Source organism: Corallococcus sp. RDP092CA (assembly GCF_041903675.1).
GTDB lineage: Bacteria > Myxococcota > Myxococcia > Myxococcales > Myxococcaceae > Corallococcus.
Window position 1 is genome coordinate 59,161 of record NZ_JAYESI010000008.1, and the last position, 14,040, is coordinate 73,200.

The 14,040-nt window shown below is 71.2% G+C and carries 5 protein-coding genes; 2 read left to right on the forward strand and 3 right to left on the reverse strand.

What is annotated here, in order from left to right; all coding sequences use genetic code 11:
* Nucleotides 1-10 precede the first annotated feature (10 nt).
* The 3 genes from U8525_RS11535 to U8525_RS11545 form a co-directional block, all read right to left on the reverse strand.
* Nucleotides 11-8,062, reverse strand: a complete 8,052-nt coding sequence (locus tag U8525_RS11535) for an SDR family NAD(P)-dependent oxidoreductase (protein ID WP_374264754.1) — start codon at nt 8,060-8,062, stop codon at nt 11-13.
* 25 nt (nt 8,063-8,087) lie between these two features.
* On the reverse strand, nt 8,088-9,536 hold the full coding sequence (locus U8525_RS11540; RefSeq protein WP_374264756.1) for an SDR family oxidoreductase: 1,449 nt from the start codon (nt 9,534-9,536) through the stop codon (nt 8,088-8,090).
* Nucleotides 9,537-9,639: 103 nt separating this feature from the next.
* Nucleotides 9,640-10,194 carry a hypothetical protein gene (locus tag U8525_RS11545; RefSeq protein WP_374264758.1) on the reverse strand — a complete coding sequence of 185 codons (555 nt, stop codon included), beginning with the start codon at nt 10,192-10,194 and terminating at the stop codon, nt 9,640-9,642.
* A gap of 179 nt (nt 10,195-10,373) precedes the next feature.
* Here U8525_RS11545 and U8525_RS11550 point away from each other — a divergent pair, with 179 nt between their 5' ends.
* Together U8525_RS11550 and uvrA are read left to right on the forward strand one after the other, a co-directional pair.
* Nucleotides 10,374-10,802 (forward strand): YciI family protein, encoded by a 429-nt coding sequence (locus U8525_RS11550; RefSeq protein WP_374264760.1) that lies wholly within the window; start codon nt 10,374-10,376, stop codon nt 10,800-10,802.
* Between the two features lie 555 nt (nt 10,803-11,357).
* Complete coding sequence (gene uvrA, locus U8525_RS11555; RefSeq protein WP_374264762.1) at nt 11,358-13,904, forward strand: excinuclease ABC subunit UvrA; 2,547 nt, start codon at nt 11,358-11,360, stop codon at nt 13,902-13,904.
* The last annotated feature ends 136 nt before the right edge of the window (nt 13,905-14,040 follow it).

A 14,040-nucleotide genomic window follows, 5' to 3' on the forward strand; every position in this document is an offset into this window, starting at 1 on the left:
TGAAGGGGGTTCAAGCCATGGGGCGGGCGACGCCGCCTTCGACGAGCATCCGCAGGCGGCCGGTCTCGTCATGCGCCGCCGCGGTGCCGCACTGGAGCAACGCTCCCTCCACGCGGGGGGCGAGCGCCTTCAAAGTGAGGCGGCGTGGGGCGCTGGCGCCGTGCGCGACCAGGTCCCGGTCGAACGTGGCCCGCTGGACGCCCACGGGCGCGAACACGTCATTGGACACGCCCTCCACGTGCATCGCGCTCAGGCGCAGGGCCGCGTCCAGCACGAGCGCCGGCACACCGTGGCCCGCCTCCCGAGGTGTCTCCGGCAGCCCGAGCCTCGCGAAGCGGGCGTCCTGCTCCAGGCGGATCTCCTCCAGGCAGTCGAACATCCGGCGCAGCTCGATGGGCGAGCCCGAGGTGCAGTGCGGATCATGCGCGGCCACGCCGTGGCCCGAAGCGCGGGCCGCCTCCAGTCGCGGCGAGGCCCTGGGGGGCTCCGCCGTCAGCGTGAAGCGGGCCTCGGCGTAGACGAGGTCGCGCTCCAGCACGACGCCGGAGGCATGGACGACGTCGCCGGTGAGCTTCACCTGCACGCTGTGCTGGCCCGGGGCGTCGGTGAGCGGCGTGCACTCGGCGCGCAGGGGCTGCTGGCCTCCGGGCTTCACGCGGATGAAGCGGGAGAAGCGCACGTCCTCGATGGTGACGGTGCGCAGCTCGGGGCGCGCGTCGTCCAGGGCGGCCTGGAACATCAGGTCCAGGGCCCAGGCGCCGGGCAGGGTGGGCGTGCCTCGGACGAGGTGGTCCTCCAGGCAGGGGACGCTCGCCGCGTCCACGGTGAGGTGCTTGCGCGTGGGACGCGGTGGCTCCGGGGTGGGCGGGGGCCGGGCGAGCGCCTCCTGGGCGGGGACGCTGGCCGAGTCCTCGGTGCGGTCGCTGCGCGTGGGACGCGGGGCCGGGCTGAGCACCTCCAGGCCATAGAAGGCGCGCTCGCTCTCGGTGAGCTGGACGTTGATGGGGTGGATGGGCTGGCCTTCCACCAACTGGAGGAACAGCGCCTCACCCTCCTCGGCGCGGATGCCGCGCAGCCGGCGACTGGCGCCAAGGACGCGGTACTCCGAGCCGCGCGTCATGCCGATGCCGTCCCAGGCGAGCCAGCCCACGCTGCACCACTGCACGTCCTGGCGCGCGTCGCTGACCCAGGCACAGAGCCGGTCCAGCGCTTCATTCGCCGCGCCGTAGTCCGCCTGTCCGTCATTGCCGATGTAGCTGAACGCGGAGGTGAGGACGTGGAAGGGCACGGGGGCCGGGAGGCGGCGCGCGCAGGACTCGCGGAGGTTGCGCAGCCCCAGCAGCTTGGTGTCCAGCGTGCTTCGCAGCTCCGTGAGGCGGCGGCGCTGGAGCTTCTTGGAGACCTGCGTGCCCGCGCCGTGGATCACCAGGTCGAGCCGGCCGTGCTCGCGGCTCAGCTCCTCCACCACGCGGTCCACGTCCTCGGGGCGGGTGACGTCCGCGGCGCGGTAGGTCATCTGGCCGGGGAGCCGCGTGAGTCCGTCGAGCGTGGCCCGCAGCTCCCGCACGGCCAGGTGGCGTTCGAAGCGAGCACGCAGCGCGGGCATCCGCATGGCGCTGTCGCGGGCGAGCTCGGAGGCATAGAACTCGCGCTCCACGGCGCCCAGCTCCTCGTCGCGTGCCTGGAGCACGCGCTCGGGCGCATCTGTCGGGTCGCTGCGTCCCAGGAGGATGACCTTGCAGCCGTAGCGCTTGAGCAGCGCTCCGGCGAGGACGGCCGTCACGCCGCGTCCACCGCCCGTGAGCAGGACCACCGAACGGGAGTCGAGCGTGACGGCGGGTCGTGCCGGGAGGTCCGTGGGCTGGAGCAGCCGGACGCAGCGGACGGCCCCGTCGAAGCAGACCTCGACGGGCGCGGAGTCATCGCCGGCGCTCAGCTCGGACCCGACGTGGTCGAGCGCCGCGCTGAGTGACAGGGGGCTCGTGGCGATGGCGCGGATGCCACGAGCGGGGACCTCGCGGCCCAGGGACTTGAGCAGGCCCGCGAAGAGGCCGGTGACGGGGTGCAGTCTCCGATGGGCACCGACGCCGCCAATGCACAGGCTCGCCAGCGACACCGTGCCGGCGGACAGTCGCTCATAGGCGCGGCGAGCGGCCAGGAAGAGCAGCTCCAGCGCCTCGTGACGCAAGGCCGTGTCCGCGATGACCGACGACTCGGTCTCCTGGGAGGACATCCGGCAGACCGCGACGATGACCTGTGGCTCGAAGTGGAGCGCTTCCAGGCCGGCCTCCGCGGTCTCCTCCCGAGTGAGGTCGATGCCGTGGATCCGCGCTCCCGTGTCGGAGCTGCCCGCGTGGAGGATGCGGAACTCAGGGCCGCAGACATCAGGTGCCTGGGTCGCAAGCTCACGGGCCACGGACTCGTCCTGGGCAATGAACAGCACCCGCCGGCCACGAAGTCGCGAAGCACCTGTCGCCACCGCCGGACGTTCAACGAGCACCGGTGCGTGGTAGCGGATGGGAGCCGAGTGGTCGAAGCCGTCGGCGGTCTCCGGGGGGGGAGCGGAGGAGATCGGCGGCGGACGGACATCCCCCATGCGAGCCGCGCCCACGCGTGTCTGCACGGCATCGGTCGTCGCGGACGCCGCTGATTCGGAATGCAAGGGAGTCGTCGCGATGGCTCCGGGTGCAAACGAAGCGCCAGCCCCACGGACCTCCAAGCCGGCAGCCTCCCGGCCGACCCGGTTCGCCAAACCGGTCCGACTGTCGGACAAGTTCCCGTGGCCTGGCTGGAGCAGCACCTCCTCCGGCCCTGAGAAGCCCAAACCAGTCCGGCTGTCGGACAGGTTTCCAATGCCCGGCGGAAATGGTCTCCCCTCCGGCGCGGCATGCTCCAAGCCTGTCCGACTGTCGGACAAGTTCCCGTGGCTCGGCTTGGGCGGGCTCTCCTCCGGTGCGGAGAGGCCCAAACCAGTCCCACTGTCGGACAAGTTCCCGTGGTTTGGATGGAGCAGCACCCCCTCCGGCCCTGAGTGGCCCAAACCAGTCCGACGGTCCGACAGGTTTCCGTGGCCCGGCAGAGGCGGGCTTCCCTCCGGCGCGGCGTGGTCCAAGCCTGTCCGACTGTCGGACAGGTTCTCGCGGCTCGGCTGGAGCGGGAGCCCCTTCAGCCCCGCGTGATCCAAACCAATCCGACGGTCCGACAGGTTTCCGTGGTTCGACTGAAGCCAGAATTCCTCTCGTCCGGCCCGGTTCAAGTCGGTCCGACTGTCGGACAGGTCCTCTCGGCTCGGTTGGAGCGGGCTTCCCTCCGGCCCGGTCCGGTTCAAACCGGGCCGACTGTCGGACAGGTTTCTGCTGCTCGGGTGTGGTGACTGTGCCTTCCGGGCGGAAGAAGCCAAACCGGGTCGACTGTCGGACAAGTTCCCGTGGCCTGGCGGCTGAGGGCTTTCCGCCGGCTGGCTGAGGTCCAAACCAGTCCGACTGTCGGACACGTTTTCTTGAGCTGGCTGGAGCGGGCGGCCCTCCGTGCCCTGGTTCTCCCAACCCGTCCGGCTGTCCGACAGGTTTCCGCTGCTCCGAGGGGGCGGACGCGTCCTGTCCATCGGTAGGGACGCTGCCGGGCCGAAGGCGTGTGTCAGTGTTCGCTCGTTGGCGCCCGAAGGGCCGGCCCGACTCTCCAGACCTGTCTGGCTGTCGGACAGGTTTCCAGAGCCTGGCTGAGGCGGATGTGTCTCACCCCTCGCTGGTGATGGGGTGGGGTCGGAGGGGCGCAGCAGTGCGCAGGCGTCAGTGCGGGAGGACCCGAACTGGTCGTCCAAACCTGTCCAACTGTCGGACAGGTTCGTGCGGTGCCCCGTCGGTGGGGCGTCCCCTCGGGGTTCTCGCTTCTCAGCACTGAGGGCAGGCGTCATGTCCGAGAGGCCGGCGGACGGCTCCAGGTCGCGGCTCGCGCCGGACGGGGGCCTTGCCGCCATCGACTGTCCTTCCGAGGCTTCGGACTGCGCGCTGCGTCCAGGTCGCACCTGGAGCACCAGCCGTGCGCCGGTCGCGGCATCCGGATGGAAGCGCAGCGTGGAGGACCGTCCCTCCGCCGCGGCCCGTACCGCACTGAGCACGTCCTGGGCTTCCTCCGCCGAGTGTGGCGGCAACGTGATGCCCGGTCCTGCGCCGGCCTCTCCGGCCATCCACAGGTGGCACAGCGGCTTCAAACCGTGCGCTTCCGCCTTCGCGACCGTGGTCACCGCAAGCATCGTCATGCCCTCTTCGGGCGCGGATGCAGTGGGACCGTCACCGGGGCGCCGCACGTGGGCGCTGCCCACGAGCACCAACTCGAAGCCGCTCTCCAGCAGGGCCGTCGAGGCCCGCAGCGACGCGGCCAGGGTGCTGGCCCCCGCATCCACCACGAAGTTCGGACCCTTGGTGTCGAGTACCCCCGCCACCCGCCCTGGCGTGACGTTGGGCATCATTCCCTGGAGCGTGTAGGGCCCCGTGGGCCGCAGCACGCCCACCGCCGCGTGGAGGCGATCCACCAGCGGCAGGAGCCGCGCGGAGTCCGGCGTGCGCTGGAGGTGCTCTCGCAGCCTGCGCCGCGTGGAGTCCGCCAGCACGCGCTGCGTGGCCTCCACGCCCCGGCGTGTCTTCCCCTCCAGCCCCAGGACGATGGCCGTCCCCATCCGCAGCGAATCAAAGGCCCCGAGCTTCTTCACGAGGTCACTCGCGACGATGAGACCCAGGTGCTGCGTGAGGTCCATGTCCTCGGTGATGTCCGGCAACAGCCGCACGGATGCGGGCAGCCGCAATCCCTTGGCCTCGAAACGCGCCTCCGGGAACATCCCCTCCGCGGCCACCACCACCAGCGCTCCCTCCGTCGACGGAGCGGCCCTGGCGCGTGGCGCGAGCGGGCCTCCCCGGTACTCCTCCAGCACCAGGTGCGCGTTCGTGCCGCCGAAGCCGAAGCCGTTCGTGGCCGCGCGGCGTGGCTGGTCTCCGTTCTCCGGCCACGGCTGCTCCCGCGTGCTCACCTCGAAGTCCGGCCCGAGCGCTCGAAGCCCCGCGCCCGGACGGTCGAAGTGGGACTGCGGCGGGAAGCTCCGGTGCTCCAGCGCCTTGCACAGCTTGATGACCGAAGCCGCCCCCGCGGCCCACCCGACGTGGCCGATCAGCGCCTTCACGCTGGCGAGCTGAAGGCCCTTCCGCTTGCCGCCGAAGACGCGGCCAATCGACTGCAACTCGGTGGTGTCGCCGGCGGGCGTGGCCGTCCCGTGCGCCTCGATGTACTGGATGGACGCGGGCTCAACGCCCGCCGCCGCGTAGCACGCCTCCATCGCGGCCACCTGTCCGTCCGCTCGCGGGACGTTGGCGGAGCTGCTGCGCCCATCGCTGGAGATCCCCGCGCCACGGATGACCGCGTGGACCTTCAGCCCCTCGGAGACGGCATCCTCCAGGCGCATGAGGCCGACGATTCCCGCGCCCTCGCCGAAGATGACGCCATCCGCGCGCTCGTCGAACGGCCGGCTCCCCGTCGCGGAGAGCCCCTTGAACTGGGAGAACAGGCAGCTGTTTCCTGGACCCGGCGAGAACACTCCGCCCGCGAGCACCAGGTCGGCGTCACCACGCTCCAGGGCCTTCATCCCCAGCGCGATGGCGTACAGCGAGGAAGCACACGCCGCATCGAGCAGCACCGTGGACACCGCCGGGCCCACCACGTCCGTCACCACGGCTTGAAGGGTGGGATGCGGAGCAAGTTCGGAGGACGCGGCGCTGACACCCAGGGCTTCGCGCATCAGCGCGGAGAACTCCCGATCGGTGTCTCCCCGCGCGCTCAGGAGCGCTTCACCGGCTTCCAGGCACAGCGCGTCGTCGTACTCGGGCGAGCCATCCGCGGTGGAGCCAAGCAGGCACTGGATGCGTCCCGGCGCGCGCGGTGCGGTGGACCGCAGGGATTCCATCGCCTGTGAGAGCGCGATCGCCAGCAACTGCTGCTCGCGGCCATACCGGCGGAACCGAGCCGGCGCGATTCCCGGCGGAGGGACGAGGTCGCTGTCCAGGACCCGCCCGGTGAGCAGCGTGTACGTACGGTCTGGAGTCACCGCCGGGCCCACGAAGTCCACGACCTGGTCCGGATGGCTCAGGCCCGTATCGGCGATGCCGCTGATGCCGCGCTGGATGTTCCGCCAGTACGTCTCCGGATCCTTCGCGCCGCCCGGAAGCATGCAGCCCAGGGACACCACCGCGACCGCCGGGGCCCCTGGCGTTGCGTCTCGAACGACAGGAGGATTCGAGGGCAGCGCCCGGTCCACGGACGTCAGCGTGATGGACGTGTCCGTCGGCAGGATGCGCTGGACGATCCGCGTCAGCCGTCCGCCCGTGCCGCAGTCCACGAACCGAGTACAGCCCGCGCCCACCAGCGTCTCGATCGCGCCCGGGAAGTCGAAGGGACGCACCAGGTGGGACGCGAGCGCTCCCGCCAGCTCCGTCCGGCCACCGGCGTACACCCGCCGCTCGATGGGCGAATAGATGGGCCCACGAACTGGCTGCACCGCCAGTTCCGCGAGGCTCTCGCGGAACGCGGCGACCGCGGGCGCCAGGCATGGGTGATGGAAGGGGTAGCGGCTGGAGATGAAGGTGAGGCCCTTGCCCTGCCGCTCCAGGAACGCGCGCAGCCGCTCCAACTCCTCACGTGGTCCCGCGACCACGGTCTGCCGCGGATGATTGCGACCCGCGACCTCCAGGCTCCGGGCTCCACCCTCCTTCATGGCTCGGACCGTCTCCGGAGCCGAGAGGGCGACCGCCGCGAGCGTGCCCAGGTCATCCGGTACCGTCTGGAGCGCCCGGATTCGGTGGCACACCACCTCCGCGCCCGCGCGCAGGTCCAGGGCTCCGGCCGCGGTCATCGCCGCGATCTCCCCGAAGCTATGTCCCACGAACACGTCCGGCCGCGTGCCCTGCCGCTCCAGCCACCGCGCCCCCAGCACCCCGGACAGGAAGATGCCGAGCTGATCCAACAGCGGCGCCGCGTCCAGCGCACGGTGCACCTGCTTCACCTCCTCCGCCGCGAGCAGCGGACCCACGTCGATGCCCTGGGTGCGGCAGGCCTCCGAGACCGACACCAGCTCAGCGCGCAGCTCCGGCTGGAGCGCCTTCAGTTTGAGGAAGAGAGCAGGCTCGAACGTGCCCTGTCCGGCGAACAGGAACGCCGTGGCGCCCGTGGGCAACTGAAGCGCTGGCGTGGAGGCCGGAGCGTCATTCAGAGACTCCTCGGATGTCGGATCCGACAGGTGCTTCGTCCTTGAGGCACCGCCTGGAGCAGCCTTTCCAGGAGGCGAGTAAGGCTCCGACGCGGAGGCCTGGGGCATGTTGGGGCTCCCCTCGGCCACCGGCCCGGGAGGAGGCATCGTCCGCGGCAGGCCGCTCGACGTGGCTCCGCTGCCAGGCGCGCCGAGCCCCGGCGTCGAGGCCGACGCCTCTTGGGGGGACTTCACGGGCGCCGGATCCGGCAGGTGCACCGTTCGCGAGACACCGCGCGGCGCGGTGTCCGCCAGCAGGGTCCGCGCGAGCCCGCGCACGGCCTCTGGGAACAGCGCCTGGACGCCAGCGCCTCCCTGCAAGCTGAGGTCGCGGAAGGTCTTCGGGCCCGCTGGCTCATGGAGCGCCGCCAGCGCCTCGAAGCTGCGCTGGAAGGACTCCGGGAATGCACGCAGCGCTCCCTGCCGGTCCGCGCAGAGCACGGTCTGATAGCCGCACGCCACCGGCGTGCCGTCGCGCTTCAACGTGCGGAAGCAGAAGCGCAGGGACACCTCGCCCCGCGCCTCCAGCGAGGTCAGCACCACCAGCCGGTCCCCCAGCGCGGCGGGGGCGAGGTTGCGCGAATAGCCCTCGTAGGTGAGCAGGAGCACCTGCTCGAAGTCGCGCCGGAACTCGGGTGTCTCGAAGGCGTGCGGGCTGAAGAGCAGGTGCTCGCGGCCCGCGCACTGGAACTTGAAGTTGGTGAGGAAGTGATGGCTCCCGTAGGCCATCGTGTCGTCGAAGTGGATGTCGTACGGGACAGCGAAGAAGTCCATGGTGGTGGCTCCAGAAGGCGAGAGGTCAGGACGCGCGAGCGGCCGGCAGCAGGCCGTCCACGGTCCCGGAGAGGCCGGCGTCCACCACCCAGATGGCGCCATTCACGCGCTGGGTCTTGGGCCCCAGCAGCAGCTCGGTCACGTCCGCGACGTCGTCCGCGGTGCACAGCCGCCCGCCCGGCGTCGCGGACTCCCAGCGCGCGACGCGCCCCGCGGCATCCGGGAACATCCCCAGCAGCTCCCCGTGCACGGGCCCCGCGGCCACGCAGTTGGTGCGGATGCCATCCGGCGCCAGCTCCGCGGCCAGGTAGCGCGTGAGGGACTCCACGCTCGCCTTCACCACGCCCTGGCAGCCCAGGTCGTGCATGTACCGCTGCGACATGGACGTGGACATGGTGACGATGCTCCCGCCTCCACGCGCGGCCATCAGCGGGCGCGCGCGCATCGCGCACTCGTAGGTGCCGGTGATGCAGGTGCGGAACGCCTTGTCCCAGTCCCGGGGCGCGATGCGGTCGAACGGACCGATGAGCCCGTTGGACGCGTTGCACACGAGCAGGTCCAGCCCGCCCAACTGCTCGCGGATCATCGCGAACATCCGCTCCAGGTGCTCCTCCTGCGCCACGGAGCCCCACAGGTGGACCGCCCTGCCACCCGCGTCCACGATGTCCCGCGCCGTCTTCTCGCCGCCCTCGCGCGAGTGGAACGAGTTGACGATCACCGTCGCCCCCGCCCGCGCCAGCCGCGTCGCGATGACCCGGCCGATGCCCTTGCCCGAACCCGTGACGAGCGCGACCTTCCCCTCGAACGGCAGCCCCCTGCGCGACGCGACCGGCGCGGGCGCCGACCGCGCGGGCGCACGAGCCCCCTCGTCCGCGACGGGCGGCGGGGCCGGCAGCAGCGCGCGGGCCGCGTCGGCGATGGCGGCCATCGTGCGCAGGCGCTGCGAGGGCTTCGGCGCCTCGCCCAGTCCCAGCTCCTTCGTCAGCACGGCCAGCACCTCCGCCTGCTTCACGGAGTCGATGCCCAGCTCGTCCTCCAGGTCCGCGTGCGGCGTGAGCAGCTCCTCCGGATAGCGCGTCACGCGCGCGAACACGGCGCGCACGCGCGGCAGCAGCTCCTGCGTGACCGGAGCACCGGTGCCGCCCTCCGCCTCCACGACGGCGCCGACGGAGGCCACGTGAAGTGACGGCGCGGGCTCCGTGTGCAGCGCCTCCGAGACCGCCTCGGCGATGGCGCCGAGCGTGCGAGCCTTCCCGCTGCGCGGCATCCGGTCCGGCGGCAGGTGGAACTCGCGGGCGATGACCGCGGCGATCTCCGCGAGCTTCACGGAGTCGATGCCCAGCTCATCCTCGAGCTGCGCATGCTCCGTCAGGATGTCCAGCGGATAGCGGGTGACGGCCGCGGCGCACTGCCGCACCTGCTCCAGGATGTTTGAAGGCGTGGATGTATGGGATTGAGACGAACGCGCGGACATGATGGCCCCTGCCGGTTCAATGCGTGGCGGGGGCTGACTGTAATTGGGGGTCTGACACGTCCCGCGAAGCGACGTGAAACACTCACCGCGCAGCTCACAGCAATCAATGAGGGAGCGAAGACTCCTCATGCGCGGGAATCCGCGCGTCCTGCTCGAGTGCCGCGCGAGCGCGCCGCCATCCCAGCCACAAGGGAATACACAGCGCAGGCAGCGTGAGCAGATCCGTGATGTCCACCGTGTGCACCGTGGGCCGCACCCCGGGGATGCGCGCACCCGCGAGCAACGCACGCAGCGCGAAGAAGGGCCACTGCAGTCCGCCCAGTGCCCACCGCCACGCATCCCCGGCGTCGTGTGAAAGCTTCGTCGAGGCGAAGCACAAGCCCGTCAGCACGACCGCCCCCGCGAGCACCGGGAACGATGGGCGGAAGTCCCGCGCGCGTCGCTGGAACGCCTGCTCCCACAGCGCCTGGAGGACCACGGGGAACATGGCGAGCCCGGCGACGTCGGAGAGCTTCCCCGTCCACCACGACGGCCAGCGCGCCTTGAACACGTGGTCGTTCAGCACGAGCAGGACCACGGCCATGAGCACCCCGGGGTGCAGGAGGCCGCTGGCCGGAAAGGGCCTCTTCGTCCCGGTGGCGGTCGCTCCGGCGCGCATGGGGGCACTCTCACACTCGCGGCCGGGAAATGGAAAGGCCCGTGATTGCGAGGACTTGAAGGACGCGGCGGGAAAATAAAAAGGCCGTGTCGATTTTCCCCAGCCCTATTCGTTGCCATCCTGAAAGCAGGACGAAGAACACCCCCGCGGCCCGATGGCGCGCGGCAGGAGACACGACCGTGCGATTCATGATCATCCGCAGGGCGGACAAGGACACCGAGGCGGGCGTCCTCCCCGACGAGAAGCTGCTCGCCGCCATGGGCGCCTACAACGAGGAGATGGTGAAGGCGGGCGTGATGCTCCAGGGGGAGGGCCTTCATCCCAGCAGCAAGGGCGCGCGCGTGAAGTTCACGAACGGCAAGCCCACCATCATCGACGGCCCCTTCACGGAGACGAAGGAGCTCATCGCGGGCTTCACCCTCATCCAGGTGAAGTCGCGCGAGGAGGCCCTGGAGTGGCTCAAGCGCTGGCCCTCCTCCGACGCGGGCGGCAACGTGGAGCTGGAGCTGCGACAGGTCTACGAAGACGACGACTTTGGCGCCGAGTTCACGCCCGAGCTGCGCGAGCGGGAAGCGCGCATGCGCGAACAGGCCGCGAAGAATCGCTAGGCCGCGATGGCGTCTCCACATGACATGGGCTGCCGCGCGTCCAGGGCCGGCGCGATGCCACGTGCGGCGATGCTCCAGCGGAGGGTGCTGCCGTGGGGAGGCCTCAGGGTGTACAGAGGAAAGCGGTCGCCCACGGGGCCAAGCTCGCCCCCGGACCGGCTCGACGATGGCTGGGCCGTGGAATCCTTCGAGGATGCGAGCGTCCAGCGCCGGGGGGCGCTGCGCTGGCGCACGACGTCTCGGAAGGCACGGGGCGCGTCGCGCGCGGTAACGGGGGACAGGACGTCTTCGTCTCACCTTCGCCGGGCGTCACGGAGGCCTTCACCGGCAGCTTCTATAATGACGGGGGCTCGACACTGCTCCTCATTCTTCTCGGGCGGTGCGTGGTGCCGGCGGTGCCTGGACTGGATCGCCCCAAGGTGCCGGGCGACAGCGGAGCCACCGGCCTCGTGTCCTCCGCCAGACGGTGGTTGCGCGAGCCGCATCGGGATTCTGACGGGACGGCGCGCTTCGTGGATGACCGCGCCCGCGCGGGTAGGCAGGTTGCGCCCTGGCATGGCCACTCCGAAAGCACCCCGCACCCGAAAGACCCCCGCCCCCTCCGGCTTCGTCCGCGTCCGGGGTGCCCGGGAACACAACCTGAAGCACGTGGACGTGGACATCCCGCGTGACGCGCTGGTGGTCTTCACCGGCGTGTCCGGCTCCGGCAAGTCGTCGCTCGCCTTCGGGACGCTCTACGCGGAGGCGCAGCGGCGCTACTTCGAGTCCGTGGCCCCGTATGCCCGGCGGCTGATCGATCAGGTGGGCGTGCCGGAGGTGGACGCCATCGAAGGGCTGCCCCCGGCGGTGGCGCTCCAGCAGCACCGGGGCGCGCCGACGTCGCGCTCGTCGGTGGGCAGCGTGACGACGCTGTCGAACTCCGTGCGCATGCTGTACTCGCGCGCGGGCGCGTACCCGCCGAAGCTGGAGCGGCTGGACTCGGACGCCTTCTCCCCGAACACGCCCGCGGGCGCGTGCCCGAAGTGCCACGGCATCGGCCGCGTGTTCGAGGTGACCGAGCGCTCCATGGTGCCGGATGACTCCTTGAGCATCCGCGAGCGCGCCGTCGCCGCGTGGCCGCCCGCGTGGCATGGCCAGAACCTGCGCGACATCCTGGTGACGCTCGGGTACGACATCGACAAGCCCTGGCGCGACCTGCCGAAGAAGGACCGCCAGTGGATCCTCTTCACGGACGAGCAGCCCACCGTCCCCGTCTACGCGGGCTTCTCGTCCGCAGAGGTCAAGCGGGCCATGGCCCGCAAGGAGCCGCCCAGCTACATGGGCACCTTCACGGGCGCGAAGCGCTACGTGATGTCCACCTTCGCGACGACCCAGAGCGCGATGATGAAGAAGCGCGTCGCCCGGTACATGGTCGCCAGCGACTGCTCGCTGTGCGAGGGCAAGCGCCTGAAGCGCGAGTCGCTGTCGGTGAAGTTCGCCGGGCTCGACATCGGCGACCTGTCCCGCCTGCCGCTGGAGCAGGTCGCGGCGCTCATCCGGCCCACGGCGGAAGGGAAGGGGAGGGACGCGGAGGGCATGGCCCGCGAGCACCCGGAGAAGCTCATCGTCGCCCAGCGCATCACCCAGGACCTGCTCGCGCGCATCCAGGTGCTGATGGACCTGGGCCTGGGCTACCTGTCGCTGGAGCGCAGCACGCCCACGCTGTCGCCGGGAGAGCTGCAGCGGCTGCGGCTGGCCACGCAGGTGCGCTCCAACCTCTTCGGCGTCGTGTACGTGATGGATGAGCCGTCCGCCGGCCTGCACCCCGCGGACACGGAGTCGCTGCTCACGGCGCTGGACCGGCTGAAGGAGGCGGGCAACTCGCTGTTCGTGGTGGAGCACGAGGTGGACGTCATCCGCCACGCGGACTGGATCGTCGACGTGGGCCCCGCCGCCGGTGAGCACGGCGGGCGCGTGCTCTACAGCGGAGTGCCGGAGGGGCTGGCGAAGGTGGAGGCGTCCCGGACGCGGCGCTACCTCTTCGAGGAGGCGCGCGTGCACCGCCGCACGCCTCGCAGGCCCACGGGGCGGCTGCGCCTGGAGGGCGTGAAGCGCAACAACCTGCGCGGCCTGGACGTGGACTTCCCGCTGGGCGTCTTCACCACGGTGACGGGCGTGTCCGGCTCCGGCAAGTCCAGCCTCGTGAGCCAGGCGCTGGTGGAGCTGGTGGCCGGGAGGCTGGGCCAGGCGCTGGCGCCGGATGAGGAGGAGGGCGAGCCGCTGGACCGCGAGCCGGTGATGGCGAGCGAGGGCCATATCCAGGAGGGGATGGAGGCCATCCGCCGGCTGGTGACGGTGGACCAGAAGCCCATCGGCCGCACGCCGCGCTCCAACCTGGCGACGTACACGGGCCTGTTCGACCACGTGCGCAAGCTGTTCGCGGCGACGCCGCTGTCGAGGTCGCGCAAGTACGGCGCGGGGCGCTTCTCCTTCAACACGGCGGGAGGCCGCTGCGACACGTGCGAGGGCGAGGGCTTCGTGAGCGTGGAGCTGCTCTTCCTGCCCAGCGTGTACGCGCCGTGCCCCACGTGCCACGGCACCCGCTACAACGCGAAGACGCTGGAGGTGCGCTACCGCGAGAAGAACGTCGCGGACGTGCTGGGGATGACGGTGGACGGCGCCTTCGACTTCTTCCAGGACGAGCCGCCGCTCCACCGCGCGCTCAAGGTGCTGCGCGACGTGGGCCTTGGGTACCTGCGGCTGGGGCAGCCCGCGACGGAGCTGTCCGGCGGCGAAGCGCAGCGCATCAAGCTGGCCACGGAGCTCCAGCGCACGCAGCACGGCGACACGCTCTACGTGCTGGACGAGCCCACCACCGGCCTGCACCCGGCGGACGTGGACAAGCTGATGGCGCAGCTGGACGGGCTGGTGGACGCCGGCAACACGGTCATCGTCGTGGAGCACGACCTGCGCGTCATCGCCGCCAGCGACCACGTCATCGACGTGGGGCCCGGCGCGGGCAACGCCGGGGGCCGCGTGGTGGCGCAGGGCACGCCGGAGCAGGTGGCGAAGGTGAAGGAGAGCCGCACCGCGCCGTACCTGGCGCGAACGCTCGGAGGCTGAACGAGGAGGGCGACAACGGGCCCGCCATCGGCTTCGCCACCCGCTCCCCGCGGACCAGCTCCCCAGGCTGCGGCCACGGCTCCCGGACCGGAGCCGCCGTCCGCCCCGCCGCCCGGGCCACGCATGCGAGCGCGAG